The organism is Pseudomonas sp. NPDC089743 (assembly GCF_044748785.1).
Classification (GTDB): domain Bacteria; phylum Pseudomonadota; class Gammaproteobacteria; order Pseudomonadales; family Pseudomonadaceae; genus Aquipseudomonas; species Aquipseudomonas putida_X.
On the sequence record NZ_JBIVGS010000004.1, the window covers coordinates 298,860 to 320,237 of the forward strand.

21 protein-coding genes and 1 pseudogene are annotated in these 21,378 nt (G+C 63.8%); 7 read left to right on the forward strand and 15 right to left on the reverse strand.

The window, feature by feature from the left end:
- Position 1: 1 nt before the first annotated feature.
- Genes aroE through ACIPZC_RS10530 form a run of 5 tightly spaced genes read right to left on the reverse strand, consistent with a single transcriptional unit; the run spans position 2 to position 3,840 of the window.
- Positions 2-820 (reverse strand): shikimate dehydrogenase, encoded by an 819-nt coding sequence (aroE, locus tag ACIPZC_RS10510; protein ID WP_400626732.1) that lies wholly within the window; start codon positions 818-820, stop codon positions 2-4.
- Positions 817-2,049 carry a CaiB/BaiF CoA-transferase family protein gene (locus ACIPZC_RS10515; protein WP_241805264.1) on the reverse strand — a complete coding sequence of 411 codons (1,233 nt, stop codon included), beginning with the start codon at positions 2,047-2,049 and terminating at the stop codon, positions 817-819. The genes aroE and ACIPZC_RS10515 overlap by 4 nt, the downstream gene beginning before the upstream one ends.
- Positions 2,046-2,501, reverse strand: a complete 456-nt coding sequence (locus ACIPZC_RS10520) for a MaoC family dehydratase (protein ID WP_400626734.1) — start codon at positions 2,499-2,501, stop codon at positions 2,046-2,048. The genes ACIPZC_RS10515 and ACIPZC_RS10520 overlap by 4 nt, the downstream gene beginning before the upstream one ends.
- The gene (locus ACIPZC_RS10525) at positions 2,498-2,896 is read right to left on the reverse strand and encodes a VOC family protein (protein WP_400626736.1); all 399 of its coding nucleotides are present in this window, start codon (positions 2,894-2,896) and stop codon (positions 2,498-2,500) included. Before ACIPZC_RS10525 ends, ACIPZC_RS10520 begins: the two co-directional genes overlap by 4 nt.
- The gene (locus tag ACIPZC_RS10530; protein WP_400626738.1) at positions 2,893-3,840 is read right to left on the reverse strand and encodes a ketopantoate reductase family protein; all 948 of its coding nucleotides are present in this window, start codon (positions 3,838-3,840) and stop codon (positions 2,893-2,895) included. The genes ACIPZC_RS10525 and ACIPZC_RS10530 overlap by 4 nt, the downstream gene beginning before the upstream one ends.
- Positions 3,841-3,933: 93 nt before the next feature.
- Here ACIPZC_RS10530 and ACIPZC_RS10535 point away from each other — a divergent pair, with 93 nt between their 5' ends.
- On the forward strand, positions 3,934-4,848 hold the full coding sequence (locus ACIPZC_RS10535) for a LysR family transcriptional regulator (RefSeq protein WP_241805268.1): 915 nt from the start codon (positions 3,934-3,936) through the stop codon (positions 4,846-4,848).
- 249 nt (positions 4,849-5,097) lie between these two features.
- Here the strand turns inward: ACIPZC_RS10535 and ACIPZC_RS10540 are convergent, their stop codons facing one another.
- Positions 5,098-5,520: a hypothetical protein gene (locus tag ACIPZC_RS10540; protein ID WP_400626740.1), complete on the reverse strand. Its 423-nt coding sequence runs from the start codon at positions 5,518-5,520 to the stop codon at positions 5,098-5,100.
- Positions 5,521-5,708: 188 nt separating this feature from the next.
- On the opposite strand from ACIPZC_RS10540, the gene ACIPZC_RS10545 reads away from it, so the two are divergent.
- Positions 5,709-7,145 carry an IS1182 family transposase gene (locus ACIPZC_RS10545; RefSeq protein ID WP_400626742.1) on the forward strand — a complete coding sequence of 479 codons (1,437 nt, stop codon included), beginning with the start codon at positions 5,709-5,711 and terminating at the stop codon, positions 7,143-7,145.
- A gap of 362 nt (positions 7,146-7,507) precedes the next feature.
- Here the strand turns inward: ACIPZC_RS10545 and ACIPZC_RS10550 are convergent, their stop codons facing one another.
- The 8 genes from ACIPZC_RS10550 to ACIPZC_RS10585 all read right to left on the reverse strand — a co-directional run bounded on the left by ACIPZC_RS10550 (position 7,508) and on the right by ACIPZC_RS10585 (position 14,937).
- Entirely contained in the window at positions 7,508-8,467 is a 960-nt protein-coding gene (locus tag ACIPZC_RS10550; RefSeq protein ID WP_400626744.1) for a PDR/VanB family oxidoreductase, read from the reverse strand.
- Positions 8,464-9,495, reverse strand: a complete 1,032-nt coding sequence (locus tag ACIPZC_RS10555; RefSeq protein ID WP_400626746.1) for a Rieske 2Fe-2S domain-containing protein — start codon at positions 9,493-9,495, stop codon at positions 8,464-8,466. Before ACIPZC_RS10555 ends, ACIPZC_RS10550 begins: the two co-directional genes overlap by 4 nt.
- Positions 9,496-9,524: 29 nt before the next feature.
- Positions 9,525-10,337, reverse strand: coding sequence for an SDR family NAD(P)-dependent oxidoreductase (locus tag ACIPZC_RS10560; RefSeq protein ID WP_400626748.1), 813 nt, complete (start codon positions 10,335-10,337; stop codon positions 9,525-9,527).
- Between the two features lie 15 nt (positions 10,338-10,352).
- Positions 10,353-10,769 (reverse strand): VOC family protein, encoded by a 417-nt coding sequence (locus tag ACIPZC_RS10565; RefSeq protein ID WP_400626750.1) that lies wholly within the window; start codon positions 10,767-10,769, stop codon positions 10,353-10,355.
- A 26-nt stretch (positions 10,770-10,795) separates the two neighbouring features.
- Positions 10,796-11,848, reverse strand: a complete 1,053-nt coding sequence (locus tag ACIPZC_RS10570) for a C45 family autoproteolytic acyltransferase/hydolase (protein WP_400626752.1) — start codon at positions 11,846-11,848, stop codon at positions 10,796-10,798.
- The gene (locus ACIPZC_RS10575) at positions 11,845-12,684 is read right to left on the reverse strand and encodes a polysaccharide deacetylase (RefSeq protein WP_400626754.1); all 840 of its coding nucleotides are present in this window, start codon (positions 12,682-12,684) and stop codon (positions 11,845-11,847) included. The genes ACIPZC_RS10570 and ACIPZC_RS10575 overlap by 4 nt, the downstream gene beginning before the upstream one ends.
- A gap of 49 nt (positions 12,685-12,733) precedes the next feature.
- On the reverse strand, positions 12,734-14,152 hold the full coding sequence (locus ACIPZC_RS10580) for an APC family permease (protein WP_400626756.1): 1,419 nt from the start codon (positions 14,150-14,152) through the stop codon (positions 12,734-12,736).
- Positions 14,153-14,469: 317 nt separating this feature from the next.
- Entirely contained in the window at positions 14,470-14,937 is a 468-nt protein-coding gene (locus ACIPZC_RS10585; RefSeq protein ID WP_125924058.1) for an Lrp/AsnC family transcriptional regulator, read from the reverse strand.
- 197 nt (positions 14,938-15,134) lie between these two features.
- Between ACIPZC_RS10585 and ACIPZC_RS10590 the strand changes: the two genes are divergently transcribed.
- From ACIPZC_RS10590 to ACIPZC_RS10610, 5 genes and pseudogenes are all read left to right on the forward strand, one after another.
- Positions 15,135-16,499 carry a glutamine synthetase family protein gene (locus tag ACIPZC_RS10590; RefSeq protein WP_400626758.1) on the forward strand — a complete coding sequence of 455 codons (1,365 nt, stop codon included), beginning with the start codon at positions 15,135-15,137 and terminating at the stop codon, positions 16,497-16,499.
- A 37-nt stretch (positions 16,500-16,536) separates the two neighbouring features.
- On the forward strand, positions 16,537-17,844 hold the full coding sequence (locus ACIPZC_RS10595) for an NAD(P)/FAD-dependent oxidoreductase (protein ID WP_400626760.1): 1,308 nt from the start codon (positions 16,537-16,539) through the stop codon (positions 17,842-17,844).
- Positions 17,845-17,868: 24 nt separating this feature from the next.
- Positions 17,869-18,642: a gamma-glutamyl-gamma-aminobutyrate hydrolase family protein gene (locus ACIPZC_RS10600; RefSeq protein ID WP_400626762.1), complete on the forward strand. Its 774-nt coding sequence runs from the start codon at positions 17,869-17,871 to the stop codon at positions 18,640-18,642.
- Positions 18,639-20,129: an aldehyde dehydrogenase gene (locus ACIPZC_RS10605; protein ID WP_400626764.1), complete on the forward strand. Its 1,491-nt coding sequence runs from the start codon at positions 18,639-18,641 to the stop codon at positions 20,127-20,129. Before ACIPZC_RS10600 ends, ACIPZC_RS10605 begins: the two co-directional genes overlap by 4 nt.
- A 227-nt stretch (positions 20,130-20,356) precedes the next feature.
- A pseudogene (locus tag ACIPZC_RS10610) lies at positions 20,357-21,213 on the forward strand (IS1182 family transposase); the annotation flags it as partial.
- Here ACIPZC_RS10610 and ACIPZC_RS10615 read toward each other — a convergent pair.
- Complete coding sequence (locus tag ACIPZC_RS10615) at positions 21,168-21,320, reverse strand: hypothetical protein (protein ID WP_400626872.1); 153 nt, start codon at positions 21,318-21,320, stop codon at positions 21,168-21,170. The pseudogene ACIPZC_RS10610 and the gene ACIPZC_RS10615 sit on opposite strands and share 46 nt — an antisense overlap.
- Positions 21,321-21,378: the final 58 nt, after the last annotated feature.

A 21,378-nucleotide genomic window follows, 5' to 3' on the forward strand; every position in this document is an offset into this window, starting at 1 on the left:
CCTACTCCAGGGGAATCGTCAGCTGATCGATCACCGCACGTGTGTCGGGCCGCACCCCGCGCCACCAGGCGAACGCCTCGGCGGCCTGCTCCACCAACATGCCGACGCCATCGGCCAGGCGCGCCTGGCCCTGCTCGCGCGCCAGGCGCAGGAACGGCGTGAGGCCTTTGCCATAGGCCAGCTCATAAGCCAGGCGCGCTTCGCCCAGCACATCCGCCGGCAGTGGCGGCACCTCGGCGGTCAGGCTCGCCGAGGTGGCGTTGACCACGATGTCGAACGATTGCCCTTCCAGCTCTTCGTAGCGGCTGATGCGCAGACGCGGGTGATCGAGCTCGTTACGCAGCGTCAGCGCCTTGGCCATGTCACGGTTCGCGATCACCAGCTCACGTGGCCCCGCCTGCAGGAACGGCAGCAACGCCCCGCGCACCGCACCGCCGGCGCCCAGCAGCAGCACACGGCGGTTGCGCAGCGGCTCGCCAAGGTTCTCCTCGATGTCGCGCAGCAAACCGATGCCATCGAAGTTCTCGGCGATGATGCAGCCGTCCTCGAACTTCAGCGCATTGGCCGCCCGTGCCAGTTGCGCCCGCTCACTGCGCCGGCTGGCCAGCTCGAAGGCACGCAGCTTGAACGGGGCGGTGATGTTCATGCCCTTCCCGCCTTCACTACGAAACTGCAGCACCTGAGCTTCGAAGTCATCCAGCGAGCCTTCGATAGCCCCGTATTCCATCTGCTGGTTGCTGACCTGGGCGAACAGGCTATGAATCAACGGGGATTTGGTGTGGTTGATCGGCCGGCCGATCACTGCGTAGCGGTCGCTCATCGTGCATCTCCGTGGGTAAACAGCACACCATCCGCCTGCAGGACGGCGATTTCTTCAGGGCTGAAGCCAAGCCCGGCAGCCACTTCGGCGTTGTGCTGGCCAAGGTCCGGGGCGACTTGGTGGATCGTGGTATCGCAGTCGGAAAAGCGGAACGGCAGGTTGGGCAGGCGCAGCGTGCCGTAGCGTGGATGCTGCTGCTCGATGACCATGTTGCGTGCCTGGATCTGCGGGTCGGCCAGCACTTCGTCGATGCGCTGGACCTTGGCACTGGGGATGTCGATGGCATCGAGCAACGCCAGAATCTCAGCCACCCGACGCGCGCCGACCCAGTCGCGGACCACCGCCAGGATCGCCTCGCGGTGGGCGTTGCGGCCGTTGAGGCTGTGGTAGCGCTGGTCGCTGCCGAACCCGGGCGGGCCGCCGTTGGCTTCGAGCATGGCCGCGAAGCGCCGCCAGGCATCGTCGACCTGGGCGGCGATCACCAGGTCGCCGTCGGCGGCGCGGAACACGCCGTAAAGGGTCGAGGTGGGCATGTCGTGGCCAGTCTGCTGGGGCAATACCGTGCCACCGGACAGCGTGTAGCACTGCACCGCGTATTCGTGCATCGACACCAGGGTGTCGTACAGGGCCATGTCGATGTGCTGGCCACGGCCACTGTTCACGCGGCCGAGCAGCGCGGCATTGATCGCCGCCACCGCGTGGATGCCGGTGTACATGTCGCCCAGGGAAATACGCAGCAGCGGCGGCGCCTCACCCGGCACGCCAACCATCTGCATGATCCCGCTCTTGGCCTCGGCGATCAGGCCGAAGCCGGCGCGGTGGGCGTCCGGCCCGGTGTGCCCGTAGGCGGAAATCGAGCAGTACACCAGACCCGGGTTGCGCGCCGACAGCTCGGCGTAACCCAGGCCCAGCTTGTCCAGAGCGCCGGGGCGGTAGTTTTCGATGAACACATCGGCCGAATCGGTCAGGCGTTGCATGAAGGCTTTGCCACGCGGGTCCTTCATATTGACGCTGACGCCCTGCTTGCCCATGTTCAGTTGCAGGAAGTAGCCGCTCTGCTGGTCATCCAGGGTAAACGCATGCTGGCGGCCGGCATCGCCGCTGCCCGGCCGTTCGACCTTGATCACCTCGGCACCCAGCGCGGCCAGGCAGCGCCCCACATAAGGACCGGCGAGGAAGTGGCTGTAGTCGATGACGCGGATACCCGCCAATGGCAATGCCTGGCTCATGCGTCTGCCCTCCTCGGCACCATCAGGCGGTGCTCGCCGCGCTGCACGACCTCGCCATTCTGGTTGATCAGTTCCGACGGCAGGACCACGATGCCCCAGCCCGGGCGGCCTTTGCTGGGACGCATCGCCCCCACGCGCATGCGTACATGCAGCACATCGTTGACCTTGATCGGCAGCACGAAATCCCAGGTCCAGCCCAGCGACATGCCCGGCACGAAGCGGTACTCGCATTGGGTCTTCAGGCCGTCGGCGATCGACAACCCGAACAAGCCGTGGGCGACCAGGCAGCCGAAATGGCTGGCATTGGCGTATGCCTCATCGACATGGACCGGGGTGTGGTCGCCGGTAAGGTCGGCGTAGGCCAGGATGCGCTCGCGAGTTACCGTGTAGGTGGGGCTGAGGCATTCATCGCCTTCGCGGGCATCGTCCCAGAATTTTTCCACTACGCTCATGCCGATACCTCCGCACGCGGGTCGATGGCCAGTGCCTGGGCGACGCATTTGGCCGGCGAGGCCTGGATGAACTCAACCGCCAAACCGTCGGGCAGGCGCAGCCAGTTGCGGCCCTGAGGCATTTCGCTGACGCCGAAGCGCTGGGCTGTGGCCAGGGCGGCTTCCAGGTCCTCGCACATGATGCCCAGGTGCGCCATGCGACCCTCCGGCCCGGCGAAGTCAGGCTGGTGAATGAACTGCAGGCCGCCCAGCGTCCAGTACTGCGTCGGCTGCTCGACGTCGCCCTGCACTTCCCGCATGGTCATACCGCACACTTCGTTGAAAAAACGGATATGCCACTGAATGTCCCGCACCCAGAAGGCAACGTGTTCGAGATAGGCTTTCGGCTGGCTCATGGAGTGTCCCTTTTCTGGTGATCGGCCATCGCGCGTTCGATGCCCTTGATACAGGCCACCAAGGTCGCGTTGACGGGGGTGGCAACGCCATGGCGCTGGCCCCAGCGCACGACGGAGCCGTTGATGAAATCGATTTCGGTGATCGAGCCCTTTTCCAGGCTTTGCAGCATCGAGGTACGAAAGCTGGCCGGCAGGCCCTCGGCAGCCAGCGTCCATGCCGCTTCGGGACTGGTCAGGCTCAGGCGAATGCCCGCCCGTTCGGCAACGGCGATGGCCTCGGCCACGGCAGCCTTGGCGGTGCTTTCCAGCAGCGGCTCGCTGTACAGCTGCCCATAGCTGAGCATGGTGATGCCGCTCAACGCGCCCGTCGCGACGTTGACCAGCAGCTTGTCCCACATGGTGCCGAGGATGTTGTCACTGACCGTGGTGGCCAGCCCGGCGTTGTTGAAAGCTTCGGCGATGGCCTGCACGCGCGGCGTCAGCTGGCCGCCGAGCTCGCCAATGAAGGTTTGTTTACCGACGACACCGGCGCTGATCGAGCCCGGGGCGAGCAGCACGCCGCCGACATAGGTCTTGCCAGCAAGCACCCGCTCGCGGCCCACCGCCTCGGCCAGGATGTCCTCGTGGCCAAGGCCGTTCTGCAGCGACAGCACCAGCGTCTGCGGCCCGATCAGCGCGGCGGCACCGGCGATGGCCTCGGCGGTGTGAAACGACTTCACCAACACCACCACCAGGTCGGTCACGCCGACGTCCTCGGCTTCGATGGCCGCGTTGACCGGTACATAGCGCTCGCCCCGCTCGTCCTGCACCCGCAGGCCCTGCTGGTTCATCGCCTCGACGTGCGCGCGGCCGCGGTTCAACAGCCAGGTTTCATGCCCTGCCTCGCTCAGGGCCGCACCGATGGCGCAACCCAGTGCACCGGCACCCAGAATGCAGATTTTCACGTCGCAGACCTCCTGTGATTTGCGATCACCTTATGCAGCGGGGATTATTTGCGCTATACAATGACCTCAATAAGCCTATTGAGATTGTTAATAATGACGACCCTGGAGGCCCTGCCCGAGCCCAAGCTGCTGCAACTGTTCGACGTGCTGTACCACTGCCGCAGCGTGACCCGCGCCGCCGAGCAGTTGGGGCAGAGCCAGCCGACCATCAGCATCTGGCTGGCGCGCCTGCGCGAACAATTGAACGACCCACTGTTCGTGCGCACGCCGGGCGGCATGGCCCCTACCCCGCGCGCCGACCAGCTGATAGGGCCCTGCCGTGAGGTGCTGGAATCGCTACGGCGGCTGACCGCCTGGGAGCCGCAGTTCATCGCCGCCACCGCGCAGCGGCGATTTCGCCTGTGTGTCAGCGATGCCAGCCACATCACCTTGCTGCCCAGCATCCTCAACCATTTGCGCAAGCATGCGCCGGGCATACGCCTGGAGGCGGCGCGGATCGATGGCAATACCGAGAGTGCCCTGGAATCGGGCGAAGCGGACCTGGCCATCGGCTTCGTGCCCTGGCTGGGAGGGGGGATGTATCAGCAGGTGCTGTTCGAGCAGGACTGGGTGTGCCTGAGCAACCCGCAGCATCCGCGCCTGGGCAAGGGCATGAGCCTGGAGCGGTATCGGGCCGAGGGGCATGTGCAGATCAGTTTCGGCACCGGGCAGAAGCTGCTGGAAGCGGGATTGGCGCGGGCCGGGATCGAACGGCGAATCATGCTGGAGCTGCCGGCGTTTCTCGGCTTAGGGATGATAATCGGGACTACCGATCTACTCGCCACCTTGCCGCGGCATATCGGCCGGACACTGGCCGACATGCATGGGCTGCAGGTCCATGATTGCCCGTTCGAAGTTGAAGGGTTCACAGTCAAACAGCATTGGCATGCCCGATATCATCAGGACAGTGGAAACCGGTGGTTGAGGGAAGTCGTTCGCGGATTGTTTCAGTCAGCAAGCCAGGCATGACGTTGTTTCGACTTAGAGCGCGCATGTGGTTCAAGCAGCGTGCTCTGGCCGCAAGCGGATCTTCGCGAAAGACGGATTTGGGTCGAAAACAGTCAACCCCGACCGGCAGCTTTCGACCCGAAGCGGCCAGTGAATGCAGCGGCGTTTTGTGGTAGTGGACTGCCCCCTGAGCGATCCATATCCGCAATCAAGTAAAAGGCGAACTGGGCCAGAGCCCCATACCAGAACTGGTAGCCATCCGTTGTGCCATCAGGCCCCAATCTGAATCACTCCCACGAGATGAACGAGACCAAAGAGGGTACAGACCGCTGAACTGACCGCAATGAACTGTATCGTGCGCCCCGTACCCGCCAGGAAAAACGGCCCTATTAATCCCCGCACCAAGTAGACGAGCGTTACCCCGACGAGCGTCGGACGCAGCAGCGGCAGCGGCCTGATTATCCCAGCACCGGAGAGTGCATAGGCAGCCCAAGAGACGAGAACCAGTGCGATGCCCAGCGTGATGAGAGGCGGATGAATTTTGCCTTTTTCGGCAGCGCGGACGAAACGCTCGCCGGCGCCAAACAGCCGATAACCCGAGGGCCCCATAATGATAGCGACCACATGCAGCGTTGCCGCCATGAGGCTCAGCACAGCCCCGAGGACCAGTACCCAGTTATATTCAGCAGCCATTGCTCTTCCCTTCTTCCATGATTATCTTCCAGGACCGCTATGAGCCCGATATGAACGTGGTGAGAATACAGGGGCAGTAAAGCTCAGTGGAACCTCAGAAAACCGGAGGTCTGCTATGGGTCCAGGCTGTGTGAGAACGCCCGCAGTTGTCTAACCTTCTGACCGTCGTGATCGTGGCGGGGGCAATCATGAAGCGGTTCATCGAAGGTGAGGCTCGGACGCAGGTCACATTGCTGCCAGAATGCCTGGATGACTACATCACCGATGAAAACCCAGTGCGAGTGGTCGATGTCTTTGTCGATGAACTCAACCTGAGCGCGCTCGGTTTCGCAGGCGTCGATCCGGCAGCAACAGGTCGCCCGGCCTACCATCCAGCGGTCCTGCTGAAGATCTACATCTACGGCTACCTAAACCGCATTCAGTCCAGCCGCCGGCTCGAGCGTGAAGCTGAACGCAATGTCGAGTTGATGTGGCTTACGGGGCGTCTGGCTCCGGATTTCAAAACCATCGCCGACTTTCGCAAGGACAACGGTAAAGCCATTCGCAGTGTCTGCCGTCAGTTCGTGATCCTCTGTCGCAACCTCAACCTGTTCTCTGACTCAATCATTGCCATCGACGGGAGCAAGTTCAAAGCCGTGAACAATCGCGACCGTAACTTCACCCAGGCCAAGGTGAAGGCCCGTATGCAGCAAGTCGAGCAGAGCATTGAGCGCTATCTGACAGCGATGGATTCGGCGGACCGGGCAATCCCGGAGGTGGCTGTGGCCAAGGCCGAGCGACTGAAAGAGAAGATCGAAACGCTGAAACAGCAGATGCAGAAGCTCAAAGACATTGAAACGCAGCTACTTCAAACCCCAGACAAACAAATTTCTCTCACAGATCCCGATGCTCGCTCCATGTCAGTTGGTGGTCGGGGCAGTGGCACCGTTGGCTATAACGTGCAGACGGCCGTTGACGATCAGCACCATCTGATCGTTGCACATGAGGTGACGAATGTCGGTCATGATCGCGGCCAGTTGAGCAACATGGCGAAGCAAGCGCGTGATCAAATCGGTACTGAATCGCTGAATGTCGTTGCCGACCGGGGCTACTACACAGGCACGGAAATCGTTGCATGTGAGCAAGCTGGAATCTCGCCCTTCGTACCGAAACCACTGACCTCTAGCAGCAAAGCCGAAGGTCGATTTGGCAAGCAGGATTTCCTGTACGTCTCGGCATCGGATGAGTATCGATGCCCTGCGGAGCAATTACTGACCAAGCGTTACTCAACTTGGGAAGACGGGATGCTGATGCACGTTTATTGGTTCTCGGGCTGCCAGTCCTGCGCGATGCACAAGCAATGTACGACGGGCAAGGAGCGGCGGTTGAAACGCTGGGAACATGAAGCGACCCTCGACTCGATGCAGGTTCAACTGGAGCACGATCCTGGGAAAATGAAGGTGCGCCGTCAAACCGTTGAGCATCCATTTGGAACGCTCAAGTACTGGATGGGGGCGACCCACTTCCTGACCAGGACCCTGCCAAGGGTCAGTACTGAAATGAGCCTCCATGTGCTCGCTTACAACCTCAAGCGAATGATGAGCATCTTGGGCATCAGGGGGCTGCTCGAAGCGCTCAAAAGGTGAAATGGCCTACTGAGCCGCCAGTTAGGGGCCCCAAAGTCTCCACGAAGGACTCATACCGGCCAGATGCACCCTTGCGAGGCCAACTGAGCTAATCCAGGCAATTTCCTGCCAGTTTTGCAAGCGCCCCTAGATAGCCACGACCTTCAACGCATTCCGCGAGTTTTCACACAGCCTGGACCCTAAGCGGACGCTCACGACAAGCTTCTGCCAGTCGAAGCGACTGCTCAAGGGAGCAGGCAGATGTATTACGTTGCCTGGCAATACTTGTGTCGTTGTTGAACAATTGGATGGTATACACATAGAGCGCCTACCCTGGAGTGCACTGGGCAGGCGCTACTCTGTACGGCTGAACAGGCTAGTGACTACAGGTCGAGCGTGAGGGTCGGCGTCAAAGCCCGAGAAACGCACAGCATCATCACGTTCCCCTGCGCCCGCTCGCTTTCACTGAGCAGCATGTCGCGATGATCCGGCACGCCATCCAGCACTCGCGTCTCGCACATGCCGCACACACCCTGTTCGCAGGATGACGCCACTTCGTGCCCCGCCGCCCGCAGCGCCGCCATGATCGTGCAACCGGGCGGCACCTGCAGTTGAGTGCCGCTGCGGGCAAGAATGATCGTCAACGCTTCACCGCCCTGCTCCACCGGCGCCTGCACCGGGGCGAAGCGCTCCAGGTGCAGGCGCTCCAGCAACCCTGCCTCGGCAAAACGCGCTGTCAGGGCATCCAGCAGCCCTGCCGGCCCACAGCTGTAAACCTGACGCCCAGCCCGTGCAGCGGCCACCACGGCGTCCAGGTCGAGCAGGCCGACCTCGTCCATCGGCACGACTTCGACACGCCCCCCGCCCATGGCCTGCAGCTCGTCAATGAAGGCCATCGAGTGGCGCGAACGACCGCCATAGAGCATTTGCCAATCGACACCCGCGCGCTGGGCGGCCTGCGCCATGGCCATGATGGGGGTAACCCCGATGCCGCCAGCGACAAACAGATAGGCTTCACCTTCCTGCATCCTGAAGGCGTTGCGCGGCCCGCGTATCGCCAGTTGCTGGCCCAGGCGCAAGGCACCATGCACCTCACGCGAACCGCCCCGGCCATTGGCCTCCAGGAGCACGGCGATGCGCCAGCTGCGACGCTGCTGCGGGTCACCGCACAACGAGTACTGACGCACCAGCCCCGAGGGCAACAGCAGGTCGATGTGCGCGCCCGGGGCCCACGCCGGCAACACGGTATCGTCAAGGGCACGCAGCTCCAGCGAGATCACGCCCTCGGCTTCCAACCGCAGCCCGGCTACCTGCACCGCCAGCGTCTCGCCCAAGGCACTCACGGCAACGCCCTCGGTTCGTCGACCAGGCGCACCGGCACGTGCTGGCCGCGTTCGATGAACTCGCGGAAGGCACGGCGGTAATTCAGGGTATACAGGTCCGAAGGCACCGAATGCTCGACCTGCTTGGCGTCCCAATCGATTTCCGCCGGGGTGATGGTCGCGGCCACGGGCAGGTCTTCGAGGTACAGCAGTTCCTCGACGCGCAGGCACTCCTGCAGGTCGCCACCTGTGTAGTTGCGATCATTGGCCACGCCCCAGAAGATCTTCACATGGTCATAGGCCACCGGGCACGGGAAGCCGGCCACCACGCGCTTGCCCAGGCGTTCGTAGTCGTAGGTGATGGCCACCAGGCCCGGGGCGACGATGTGGTAGTTCATCATGCAATCGCCGTCGTTGGCCCACTCGCCCTCACAGGCCTGCAGCGGCCGGTCCATCCAGATGTCGAGGCCTTCGCGGCGCACGTTGAGCGGTTCGACCACCGGGTTGACGTGGCCCATCATGCCGCGATGAATGTAAGAAAAGTGTGCGACATCGCCGAAGTTCTCCACCGCCACCGCCACGCCGGTGGGCGAGTCCAGCGGTTCGGCCGCTAGCCATTCGAGGTCCAGCTCACGCCACTCGGCCAGGTCGTACAGCTCGAACAGCGGCTCCTCCAGGGCCGTCCACACATGCCCATAACGCTCCTGGCAGGCGAAGGTGCGCACGGCCGCGGCCTGGGGAATCTTGCACTGGTCTTCCAGCGACGGCACATGGCTGCACTTGCCGCCCTCGGCAGCAAAGCGCCAACCGTGGTACGGGCAGCCAAGGCTCTCGCCGTGAACTTCGCCCAGCGACAGGTCGGCGCCGCGGTGCGGGCAGCGCGCCTCCTGGACCACCGCCTGGCCGGAGGCGGTGCGCCACACCACCAGTTTTTCGCCCAGTAACGTGGCCGATTGCGGGGTGCCGAGGTCGGTCGATCGGGCCACCGGGAACCACTGGCGGCGCATGGCCTGTTCGGCGCGTTGGCGCTGGGTTGCTTGAGTCGTCATGGAATAGTCCTCACAGGGTGTTCTTGTTGTCAGATGCCGACTACCAGGGCCCCACCGTTGACGGGGATGGCCTGGCCGGTGATGAACGCCGCTTCGTCCGAGGCGAGGAACGCCACCACCGCAGCGATTTCTTCGGGGTGTACCAATCGGCCAAGCGGGATGGCGGCCTGCTCGGCCTCGATGTACTCCTCGGGCACCATGCGCGTCAGGATCGCGCCGGGGGTAATGGCGTTGACCAGGATGCCCTCGCCGACGAACTCCTTGGCCAGGGTCTTCATCAGCCCCAGCTGCGCCGACTTGCTGACCATGTAGCCGTAGGAGTGGCCGTCGGGCACTTGGCCCCACTGCGAGTTGATGAAGATCACCCGCGGCGCCGGGCTGCGACGCAGGTGTGCCAGGGCTGCACGGGTGAGGTACAGCGGCGCGTTGACGTTGATCGCCAGCAGCCGGTCGAAATTGCCATCGTCGGTGGCTTCCAGGCCGGTCATGGAGTAGATCAGCCCAGCGTTGTGCACCAGGATGTCGAGGCCACCCAGCTGCTCGACGACCTGCACCACGCAGTGTTCGGCCAGCGCCCGTTCGGTGATGTCGCAGGCCAGGGCAATGGCGCGGCCACCCTCCTCGGCAATCTCGGCGGCGGTGGCGCGGGCCACGTCTTCATCGATATCGACCACCGCCACCGCGGCGCCGCGGCGCGCCAACAGCCGGGCATGGGCACGGCCGGCGCCACGGCCGGCACCGGTGACCAGCGCCACACGGCCATCGAGCGAGCGCGCTTCGGGGGCCAGCGCCAGTACCGACGCCGGGGCCAGGCGGGCAGATTTTTTGTGGGTAATGGACATGTTTCGGCTCCCGGCTCAGACGGTCTTGTGGGGTTCGGTGACGTAGAACATGTTGCCGTCCGGGTCGAACATCGGCCGGTAGCGGTAGTGGGTACCGTTGGGGTGCTGCCATTCGATAGGGGCCGGCGTTACCCACTCGACTTTGCCGTCCAGGTAGGCGATGGCTTCATCGAGGTTTTCCACCTCAAAGGCGAAGGAGTCGAAACCCGGCTTGTCTTCCAGGTTCACCGCCGTGCGGCGCTCGACCGGTGCCGGGTTGGTGGTGTGGAACAGGTACAGGGTGACGTTGCCCATCTCGATGGCGGCCCAGCGTTCTTCGGCGACGTAGGGCAGGAAGAACCCAAGGCCGAGGGTGCCGTGGTAGAAGTCCACCAGGCGCTGCACGTTGTTGGTGAGGATGTCCATGTTGTCGAGGCGTTTGAGTTGGAGCATGGCGTGGTTTCCTTGGTGGCAATGGTTTACAGGTGGCGGCATGGGCCCCCCGGCAATGCGTGCAGAGTGCCGTTGAGCACATCGAGGGTGATGCTGGCCAGGGTCGCGTACTGCCCCGTTGCCGGCAGTGCCGGGTCTGGGTGGCAGCACAGCGCGCCGGTGGTACCGAAGTGGCTGTTCAGGGCCTGCAGCAGGTCGTTGACGCCAAGCCCTGGGCGGTTGCCGAGGCGGCGCTGCAACTGGTCGTAACGCACCAGCGTGTCCGGGAAGCTGCCGGGCTCGGTGTCGAAGCCGCGCGCGGGGCTGGAGAGAAAGTGGTTGGTGTGCACCAGCAAGCCGTCGGCACCGGGGAACACCAGGCCTGGCCCACCCGGGTGGATTTCCACCGACACCGCGCAACTGGCGCGCTCGGCGGCAGCGACCAGGGTCAGCGAGCTGGAGGCGGAGACCGCTGCACGCTGGCACAGCTGCAGGGCCTGGTTGATGTCGCTGCAGCTGTCGAGGATCCAGCGCGACAGCACATGCACCGGCACGCCGATGCCTGCGCCATCGTGGGCGTGGTGCAGGATATTGAAGTGCACACCCAGGCCGCGGTTGTTGACCCCGGGCTTGCCGACGATGCCGTACTCGGTAACGGTGGTGGTCAGGCGGCCATCGGCGTGGGGGATCTCCCAGGTCAGCCACTGCTCGGCGAACTCGGCGTACCAGTCCCAGGTCTGCGCGGTGACCGGCGCGCCCCACGGGTCGACCTGGACCACCGTGGAGCACTCGCCGCGCAATTGCGCCCCCAGCACGGCAAGCACCTCGGTGCGGGCATTGATCGCACCGATCAGCGCCGGGTCGATGCCGGCGCCTTCGGCGATGCCGAGCATTTCCACATGCAGCGGCGGCGCGAACGCGGCCACCTGTTCAAGGCAGCGTGTGCCCATGGCTTGCAGATCGAACGGGGTCTGGGCAACCCGAGCGAACAGGCCTTCATAGGCCGCTACGGTGGCGCGCACCTTGGCGGCGAACACTTCGCCGAACTCGCGGCCACGCGCGGCCGGTTGCAGTTGGGTGGAACGGAACAGCGTGCTCATGGTTGTACCTGTTGCAGTTGCGGTGAGACCTGGGCAGCCACCTGATCGAGACGGGCGAACCACACATCGCCGTCGCTGGCCATACGCTCGACCAGGCGTTCGAGCTGCTCGAAGCGCGCGGCCCGGCCGATCACCTCGGGGTGCATGGTGAAGCTGGTATGGCGGCCATCGCGGCGCGCCGATTCATACTCGGCCAGCCAGCTGTCGAACAGCACCCGGGGTGCGGTGAAGTTGCCGCCGTTGTCGATGCTCCAGCCGAACATTGGCCAGTCGTCCAGCGACCAGTGCACCGGCAGTTCGAGGAGCGAGGCGCCATTGAAGTGCTCGTAGTACGGGCGGTCGTCGCCCATGCAGCTGGAGTCGTAGGCGAAGCCGTTGGCCAGCACCAGCTCGAAGGTTTCCGGGGTCAGCTCCCAGGACGACGAGCGATAACCGGCGGGCTTCGGCGCACCGGCCTTGGCCAGTGCGGCCAGGCCCCGTTCCATCTCCTCGGCCTGCTGTTCGGCGCTGACCTTGTCGCTGCGCAGGTGCATGTGGCCGTGGTGGCCGATTTCGTGGCCATCCTTGAGCAGCAGCTCGATCAGGTGCGGGTGCTGCTCGGCCGTGTAGCCCGGCACGAAAAACGTCGCGGCAATCTTGTGCCGGCGCAGCAGTTCGAGAATGCGCGGCACGCCGCGGGTTACGCCGAAGCGCCCTTCCGACAGGCTGGTCAGGCGGCGGGCGAAGCTTGGGCTGTCGCCCAGCAAACCGGCCTCGGCGTCGACATCGAAGGTCAGGGAAACGGCCACAGGGCTTTTTTTCGGCCAGCACAGGCGGCCGGAGTCATCTGCACGCATCAGGTGCACTCCTCTTACGGGGTTTGTCAGCGAAGTCGGGGGTAGTGCGTCAGCGCGGGCTCGCGCACGCGTCGGCCTTGCGGTCTTGCAACCGGCGCAGGCGGTAAAGGGCCTGGGAGACGGCCAGCACCGCGACGGCGATCAGCACCTCCTTGAGGCCGCCGTAGCCGGTGATCGAGGCGCTGGTCACGCCGACCAGCAAGATCAGCCCGTCGAAAGCTGCCAGGGCCATGGCCACCCACACCCAGCCACGCCCCAGGCGAATCGGCCGCGCCTGCTCCGGGCGGTCGAGGCGCAGCACCACGTAACCGGCAACCGCCAGGCAGTGCGCAAGGATGTAGCCGATATTGCCGGCGACGATCACCGCCAGCGGGTTGCCGACCAGCAGCACCAGGGCGACATTGATGAACAGTTGCACGGTGACCGCCCGGGCCGGGACGCCGGCGCGGTTCAGTTCGCCGAACTGGCGCACGGTCAAACCGTCACGGGCGCTTTGATACAAGGCGCGGCCGGCATCGGCGGTCCCCATCACGGAGAGCACCAGAATGCCGGCGATCAACACCAGAGTGACCAGCGTTGCACCACCGCCCAGCAGTACCTCGGCGGCCGCCTGCAAAAAGCCATAAGGCCGCTCGGCCATCAGTTGCTCGCCGAGCAGGCCGGTCAGGCCCAGTGGCGCCAGGGTGAACACCAGCAGCAGGATCAGCGCTGCAATGCGCAGTGCCTTGCGGGTATCGCTTACGGTATCGCGGAACTCAGGGATGAAAGACGCCGCAGCCTCTACCGCATACGCCGACCAGGCCATGATGAACAGCCAGGCCAGCACTGTGCGCAGGCCGTGCAGGCCTTCACCGGTGTGCCAGGTGAAGCTGGCCGTGCTCCAAACCGGACTGGTCATGAAGCTGGTGCCGAACACCAGCACCGGCACCATCAGCAGCACGCCGGCGACGGTGAGGATGACCATGGTAAAGCGCAGCTGGACCATGCTCAGCGCCCAGCTGAACAGCGCCACAGCCAGGGCGATGGCCTGCGGCAGGCCCAGTTGCACAGGCCCCAGGTCGTAATGCGCGGTGACTTCGGGCCAGAACTGTTCGGAGAGGATCTGCGCCACCGCCAACCCCCAGATCGCCGGCGCGGTGGCCCAGGCGAACCAGTAGGCATAAGTAGCCAGCGGGCCCAGGCATGGCATGCGCCGTGACCAGGCTTCGTTGGCGTACAAGGCGATGCCACCGGACTTGTCGGCGAACATCGCGCCCATTTCCGAATAAAGCCAGTTGTGCAGCACCGCCACGGCGGCAATCAGTGCCCATAAGGCCATGGCCGCCCAGGCGCCGATGGCCCCGATCGAATAACCCAGGCCGACGAACAACGCTGCGGGCAAGCTCAGGGTGATCGCTACCCCGTCCCACCAGCGGATGGATTTGACCAACTGCGCCGTTGGCGCGGTGCCTGCAATGGCCTGTTGCATCGTATCGCCCTCTGTTTTTTTTATGGGTCTCGATGAGCAGATGTTACGTCACGATTCTGCGCATGTGTATATTTTTATTTCATAACAATGCGCATTGCGCAACATAAAAAGAATTTTTTTACGCAATGTGCAAAATAGGTGCGCGTTGCGCGAAAGCCGTGCAGACGCAGCAGAACGGCTCTAGGAAGGCGGTCTCGACGGAGAAGGCAAGCGAAGGGATCACGGGGGCAGATCGGGGATGGTGCAACAGTTCACGCATTGCGCAGGAACTTCAGCCAATTATTGCGCAGCCCCGGCTGGGCCGCGCAGCACGCATTTCAGCCCTCCGTCTCCGCCGGCGGCAAGGTAAAGCGGATCTTGTGCACCTTCACCTCCTGCAAGGTCCGCACATCGCGAATGCCCGGCAGGCTGCGCACTTTCTGCTGCAGGTTCCACAGGCTCTCGTCATCGCGGCACAGCACCTGCACACAGATATCCGCCGTACCCATGGTGGTGGACAGGTAGCTCACTTCGGTCCAGCGGCTGAGGGTATCGGCTACGCGGTCGTGGTCCTGCGGCGCCACATTGACGAACAGCAGCGCCAGCTTGGCGTGGCCGAGCTTGGAGGGGTTGGTGAACGCCAGGATCTGCAGGATGCCCTGGTCCTGCAGGCGCTTGACCCGGGTGCGGATGGTCGCCTCCGGCACCGACAGGTTACGCGCGACCTCCCGGAAGGCGCGTCGCCCGTCCTCCTGCAGTTCGCGGACGATCTCGAAGTCCAGTGGGTCGAGGGTGGAAATAGACATGTTCAGCGCTTCCATGGTGGATCGGGTGGCGGGGCACAGGCTAGCAGATTCTCCGGCCTACCTGTAGGCACGGGCGCTTCTGCGAATAACCGGGCGGAAATAACGCATTGCGCAATTATTTTCACACAAAAGTATTGATTGCGTAATTTACACCCCGTAGATTTTACGCAAACCACAAAAAACAGGTGCTCACCACCATGACCTTCGCCCCGCCCTCCCACGCCCAGGCATTCCTCGCCGACAACCCCGATATCGAGCTGATCGAGCTGTTCATCCTCGACGCCAATGGCATCCCCCGCGGCAAGCTGCTACACCGCGAAGAGCTGCTGGCGCTGTACCAGACCGGCCGCCCGCTGCCCAGCACCATGCTCGGCCTGTCGCTGCAGGGCGAAGATGTCGAAAACACTGGGCTGGTCTGGGACGTCGGCGACATTGACTGCCGGGCCTACCCGCTGGAGGGGAGCCTGGTACGCCTGCCCTGGCGGCAGATCCCCACGGCCGCAGTGCAGGTGTCCATGCACCCCAGCGAAGGGTTGCCCGCCACCGTGGCCGACCCACGGCAGTTGCTGATCCGCGTCATCGAACAACTGCAAGCCGATGGCCTGTACCCCGTGATGGCCTGCGAACTGGAGTTCTACCTGCTCGACCAGCAGCGTGACGCCCAGGGCCGCCCGCAACCGGCTCTGGACCAGGACGGCGCACGCCCGCGGCAGACCCAGGTCTATGGCCTGCGGGAGCTGGAACAGATCGAGCCGTTCCTCAAAGACGTGTACGCCGCCTGCAAGGCCCAGGGCATCCCGGCCCGTACGGCGATTTCCGAGTATGCCCCCGGCCAGGTGGAAATCACCCTGGAGCATGGTGACGCACTGCTGGCCATGGACCAGGCCGTGCGCTACAAGCGCCTGGTCAAGGGCGTGGCGCACGCCCACGGCATGCAGGCTTGTTTCATGGCCAAGCCGTTCGATCACCTGGCCGGCACCGGCATGCACATGCACGTAAGCCTCGCCGATGCCCAAGGCAACAACCTGTTTGCAAGCAGCGACCCGGCCGGCACGTCGCTGCTGCGCCAGGCGGTCGGCGGCATGCTTGCCAGCCTGCTCGACTCGCTGCTGCTGTTCTGCCCAAACGCCAACGCCTACCGCCGCTTCCAGGCCAACAGCTATGCACCACTGGCGCCGACCTGGGGTGTCGACAACCGCACCGTGAGCCTGCGCGTGCCTGGCGGGCCAGCCCACACCCGGCATGTCGAACACCGCATCTGCGGCGCCGATGCCAACCCCTACCTGGCCGCTGCGGCAATCCTCGCTGGCATACACCACGGCATCCGTCAGCAACTTGACCCCGGCGCACCGGTAGAAGGCAACGGCTATGCCCAGGCCAAGACCTTGCTGCCGACCGACTGGTTGAGTTCTCTGCAGGCATTGCAGGCGTCCAGCTGGGCGCGTGATGCATTCGGCCACGAATTCTTGCGCGTCTACCTGGCGGTAAAACAAGCCGAGTACCGGCAGTTCATGGCCGAAGTGGGCGAGCAGGACTGGCGCTGGTACCTGACCAATGCCTGAGCCCCGCCCCTGCCTTCGCGCCCCGGAGAACAACGCCATGAATGAAATAGCGCAACCGGCCGCAGCGCTGCGGCCACCGTCCTACTACACCGCCACCCTGGCCGAAGACACCGCCTACCCGCCCCTGCAAGGCAGCGTCAGCGTCGATGTGGCGATCATCGGCGGTGGCTTCACTGGCGTCGCCACGGCGGTCGAGTTGGCCGAGCGCGGGCTTAAAGTCGCGCTGGTGGAAACCCACAAGGTCGGCTGGGGCGCCAGCGGGCGCAACGGCGGCCAGGTCACCGGCAGCCTGTCCGGCGACGAGGCCATGCGCAAACAGATGCACAAGCAACTGGGCGCCGAAGTCGACGACTTCATCTGGCACCTGCGCTGGCGCGGCCACCAGATCATCGAGCAGCGAGTGGCGCGCTACGGCATCGACTGCGACCTCAAGCGCGGCCACCTGCACGCGGCGATGAAGCCTGTGCACATGCGCGAGTTGCAGGCCAGCCATGACGAGGCCCAGCGCCGCGGCATGGGGGCTGCGGTGAGCCTGCTGGACCGCAATGAGGTGCGCGGCTTTCTGGACAGCCCGCTGTACTGCGGTGCCCTGCACAACAGCCGCAACCTGCACCTGCACCCGCTCAACCTGTGCATTGGCGAAGCCCGCGCCGCGCACTCACTGGGCGCGCTGATCTTCGAGCACTCAGAGGTGCTGGACATCATCCACGGCCCACGCCCTGCCGTGGTGACCGCCCAGGGTCGGATCTATGCAAGCCAGGTGCTGCTGGCCGGCGACGTGTATCACAAGCTGGAACCGCGCCAGCTCAAGGGTAAGATCTTCCCGGCCATGGGCGGCATCGTGACTACCGCGCCGCTCGGCGCGCTGGCCGAGCAGATCAACCCGAAGGACGTGGCGGTGTACGACTGCCGCTTCGTCCTCGACTACTACCGTCTCACCGCCGACAAACGCCTGCTGTTCGGCGGCGGTGCCAACTACTCCGGCAATGACTCACGGGATATCGCCTGCGAACTGCGGCCGTGCATCGAACGCACCTTCCCGGCGCTCAAGGGCGTGCCGATCGAGTTCCAGTGGAGCTGCGCCATGGGCATCGTGGTAAACCGCATCCCGCAACTGGGCAAGCTGTCGGACAACGTCTGGTACTGCCAGGGCTACTCCGGCCATGGCATCGCCACCAGCCACATCATGGGCGAGATCATGGCCGAGGCCCTGACCGGCACCTTGGCCCGTTTCGACACCTTCGCCACGTGCAAGCACATCAAGGTCCCGCTGGGCGAGCAACTGGGCAACCCGCTGCTGGCCGCAGGCATGTGGTACTACCGACTGCTGGAGAAGCTGCGCTGAGGCGCGCTCATCATCGAGGTAAACATGCACAAATTTCCCCTCGTGGCGGTCAGCGCCTGCACGCGGCAGCTGGGTGCGCACCCGTTTCACATGGTCGGCGACAAGTACGTGCGCGCAGTGTTCGACGCCGCGGGCGCGTTGCCGATGATGCTGCCGGCCCTGCCCGGCCTGTTCGAGCCGAGTGACCTGCTCGCCCATGTCGACGGCCTGCTGCTGACCGGTTCGCCGTCCAATATCGAGCCCTGGCATTACCAGGGCGCACCCAGCCCGGCAGGCACTCTGCACGACCTGGCCCGCGACGCCTGCAACCTCGCGCTGATCCCCGCCGCGCTCAGCGCCGGTGTACCGCTGTTGGCGATCTGCCGAGGGTTCCAGGAGCTCAATGTGGCGCTCGGAGGCACCCTGCACGCGTGCGTGCATGAAGTGGCGCCCTACCAAGACCACCGCGAGCCCGCCGAGCAACCGGTGGCGGTGCAATACGCCGCGCGCCAGCCCCTGCTGGTGGAGCCTGGCGGCCTGCTGGCGCGGCTTGGCCTGCCGCGCCGCTGCCAGGTCAACTCGATCCATGGCCAGGGCATCGACCGGCTGGCGCCTGGCCTGCGGGTCGAGGCACTGGCCGAGGATGGCCTGATCGAAGCCGTGTCGCTGCCTTGGGCGCAGGACTTTGCACTCGGCGTGCAGTTTCATCCCGAATGGCGGGTGCTGGAGCATCCGCATTACCTGACGATATTCCAGGCGTTTGGCGCTGCCTGCCGGCAGCGCGCCGAACGTCGCAGCACTACAGGAGCCACTGCATGAACCTTACCTTCCAGGCCTGGCAAACCCGCGCCGAACAGCTGAAGATCGAAGGCCGTGCCTTCATCAACGGCGAATACACCGACGCCGCATCCGGTGAAACCTTCGACTGCCTGAGCCCGGTCGACGGACGCTTCCTGGCCAAGGTTGCCAGCTGCGACCTGGCCGATGCCAACCGCGCGGTGGAAAACGCCCGTGCAACGTTCGATTCCGGCGTGTGGTCGCAGCTGGCTCCGGCCAAGCGCAAAGCCAAGCTGATCCGCTTCGCCGACCTGCTGCGCAAGAACGTCGAAGAGCTGGCGCTGCTGGAAACCCTGGACATGGGCAAGCCGATCGGCGACTCCTCCAGCATCGACGTGCCAGGTGCGGCCAATGCCATCCACTGGACCGCCGAAGCCATCGACAAGGTCTACGACGAAGTTGCCCCCACCCCGCATGACCAGCTAGGCCTGGTTACCCGCGAGCCAGTGGGTGTGGTCGGTGCCATCGTACCGTGGAACTTCCCGCTGCTGATGGCCTGCTGGAAGATCGCTCCAGCCCTGGCCACCGGTAACTCGCTGGTACTCAAGCCATCCGAGAAGTCGCCGCTAACCGCTATCCGCATCGCCCAACTGGCCATCGAAGCCGGCATCCCGGCCGGTGTGCTGAACGTACTCCCAGGCTACGGCCACACCGTCGGCAAGGCCCTGGCCCTGCACATGGACGTCGATACCCTGGTGTTCACCGGCTCGACCAAGATCGCCAAGCAGCTGATGGTGTACGCTGGCGAGTCGAACATGAAGCGCGTCTGGCTGGAGGCCGGCGGCAAGAGCCCGAACATCGTCTTCGCCGACGCCCCGAACCTGCAGGCCGCTGCCGAAGCTGCCGCCAGTGCCATCGCCTTCAACCAGGGCGAAGTCTGCACCGCCGGTTCCCGCCTGCTGGTCGAGCGTTCGATCAAGGACAAGTTCCTGCCCATGGTGGTTGAAGCGCTCAAGGGCTGGAAACCAGGCAACCCGTTGGACCCACAGACCACGGTCGGTGCGCTGGTCGACACCCAGCAGATGAATACCGTGCTGTCGTACATCGACGCCGGCCACAAGGACGGCGCCAAGTTGCTGGCCGGTGGCAAGCGCACCCTGGAAGAAACGGGCGGCACTTATGTCGAGCCGACCATCTTCGACGGCGTGACCAACGCCATGAAGATCGCCCAGGAAGAAATCTTCGGCCCAGTGCTGTCGGTGATCGCCTTCGATACCGCCGAAGAAGCCATCGCCATTGCCAACGACACGCCATACGGCCTGGCGGCTGGCATCTGGACCTCGGACATCTCCAAGGCCCACAAGACCGCCCGTGCCGTGCGCGCTGGCAGCGTCTGGGTCAACCAGTACGACGGCGGCGACATGACTGCACCGTTCGGTGGCTTCAAGCAGTCGGGCAATGGCCGTGACAAGTCGCTGCACGCACTGGAGAAGTACACCGAGCTAAAGGCGACCTGGGTCAAGCTGTGATTCCACGAGCCGCGAAGCGGCCTCGATTGTCGAGTCGTGTAAAGGAGCGTTGAACCCGTTCTGAACCTCACAAGAACATTGAATCGCCTCTGCATTCACAGATACCTTTGAGCGTCCGGTTTTGGCTCATAGCTGCCCCTAGCAAACGGCAGCTATGGGTCCAGGCTGTGTGAAAACGCCCGCAGTTGTCTAACCTTCTGACCGTCGTGATCGTGGCGGGGACAATCATGAAGCGGTTCATCGAAGGTGAGGCTCGGACGCAGGTCACATTGCTGCCAGAGTGCCTGGATGACTACATCACCGATGAAAACCCAGTGCGAGTGGTCGATGTCTTTGTCGATGAACTCGACCTGAGCGCGCTCGGTTTCGCAGGCGTCGATCCGGCAGCAACAGGTCGCCCGGCCTACCATCCAGCGGTCCTGCTGAAGATCTACATCTACGGCTACCTAAACCGCATTCAGTCCAGCCGCCGGCTCGAGCGTGAAGCTGAACGCAATGTCGAGTTGATGTGGCTTACGGGGCGTCTGGCTCCAGATTTCAAAACCATCGCCGACGTTCGCAAGGACAACGGTAAAGCCATTCGCAGTGTCTGCCGTCAGTTCGTGATCCTCTGTCGCAACCTCAACCTGTTCTCTGACTCAATCATTGCCATCGACGGCAGCAAGTTCAAAGCCGTGAACAATCGCGACCGTAACTTCACCCAGGCCAAGGTGAAGGCCCGTATGCAGCAAGTCGAGCAGAGCATTGAGCGCTATCTGACAGCGATGGATTCGGCGGACCGGGCAATGCCGGAGGTAGCTGTGGCCAAGGCCGAGCAACTGAAAGAGAAGATCGAAACGCTGAAACAGCAGATGCAGAAGCTCAAAGACATTGAGCGCAGCTACTTCAAACCCCAGACAAACAAATCTCTCTCACAGATCCCGATGCTCGCTCCATGTCAGTTGGTGGTCGGGGCAGTGGCACCGTTGGCTATAACGTGCAAACGGCCGTTGACGATCAGCAGCATCTGATCGTTGCGCATGAGGTGACGAATGTCGGTCATGATCGCGGCCAGTTGAGCAACATGGCGAAGCAAGCACGTGACCCTCCATTTGGAACGCTCAAGTACTGGATGGGGGCGATGCGTGCAAGCCCGGAAAAGACGTAGATCATGTAGCCGAGCAACATGAGCGGCATATCGATGGGAATCATGGACGTCCTTGTGAACCCTTACGTGGACGCCGCAGAATGTACCCATTGGCAGTGATGC

Bases quoted from the DNA above. Each gene is read 5' to 3' on its own strand.
- aroE (WP_400626732.1), bottom strand. From the start codon at position 820: ATGAGCGACCGCTACGCAGTGATCGGCCGGCCGATCAACCACACCAAA.
- ACIPZC_RS10515 (WP_241805264.1), bottom strand. From the start codon at position 2,049: ATGAGCCAGGCATTGCCATTGGCGGGTATCCGCGTCATCGACTACAGC.
- ACIPZC_RS10520 (WP_400626734.1), bottom strand. From the start codon at position 2,501: ATGAGCGTAGTGGAAAAATTCTGGGACGATGCCCGCGAAGGCGATGAA.
- ACIPZC_RS10525 (WP_400626736.1), bottom strand. From the start codon at position 2,896: ATGAGCCAGCCGAAAGCCTATCTCGAACACGTTGCCTTCTGGGTGCGG.
- ACIPZC_RS10535 (WP_241805268.1), top strand. From the start codon at position 3,934: ATGACGACCCTGGAGGCCCTGCCCGAGCCCAAGCTGCTGCAACTGTTC.
- ACIPZC_RS10540 (WP_400626740.1), bottom strand. From the start codon at position 5,520: ATGGCTGCTGAATATAACTGGGTACTGGTCCTCGGGGCTGTGCTGAGC.
- ACIPZC_RS10545 (WP_400626742.1), top strand. From the start codon at position 5,709: ATGAAGCGGTTCATCGAAGGTGAGGCTCGGACGCAGGTCACATTGCTG.
- ACIPZC_RS10555 (WP_400626746.1), bottom strand. From the start codon at position 9,495: ATGACGACTCAAGCAACCCAGCGCCAACGCGCCGAACAGGCCATGCGC.
- ACIPZC_RS10560 (WP_400626748.1), bottom strand. From the start codon at position 10,337: ATGTCCATTACCCACAAAAAATCTGCCCGCCTGGCCCCGGCGTCGGTA.
- ACIPZC_RS10565 (WP_400626750.1), bottom strand. From the start codon at position 10,769: ATGCTCCAACTCAAACGCCTCGACAACATGGACATCCTCACCAACAAC.
- ACIPZC_RS10570 (WP_400626752.1), bottom strand. From the start codon at position 11,848: ATGAGCACGCTGTTCCGTTCCACCCAACTGCAACCGGCCGCGCGTGGC.
- ACIPZC_RS10575 (WP_400626754.1), bottom strand. From the start codon at position 12,684: ATGCGTGCAGATGACTCCGGCCGCCTGTGCTGGCCGAAAAAAAGCCCT.
- ACIPZC_RS10580 (WP_400626756.1), bottom strand. From the start codon at position 14,152: ATGCAACAGGCCATTGCAGGCACCGCGCCAACGGCGCAGTTGGTCAAA.
- ACIPZC_RS10585 (WP_125924058.1), bottom strand. From the start codon at position 14,937: ATGTCTATTTCCACCCTCGACCCACTGGACTTCGAGATCGTCCGCGAA.
- ACIPZC_RS10590 (WP_400626758.1), top strand. From the start codon at position 15,135: ATGACCTTCGCCCCGCCCTCCCACGCCCAGGCATTCCTCGCCGACAAC.
- ACIPZC_RS10595 (WP_400626760.1), top strand. From the start codon at position 16,537: ATGAATGAAATAGCGCAACCGGCCGCAGCGCTGCGGCCACCGTCCTAC.
- ACIPZC_RS10600 (WP_400626762.1), top strand. From the start codon at position 17,869: ATGCACAAATTTCCCCTCGTGGCGGTCAGCGCCTGCACGCGGCAGCTG.
- ACIPZC_RS10605 (WP_400626764.1), top strand. From the start codon at position 18,639: ATGAACCTTACCTTCCAGGCCTGGCAAACCCGCGCCGAACAGCTGAAG.
- ACIPZC_RS10615 (WP_400626872.1), bottom strand. From the start codon at position 21,320: ATGATTCCCATCGATATGCCGCTCATGTTGCTCGGCTACATGATCTAC.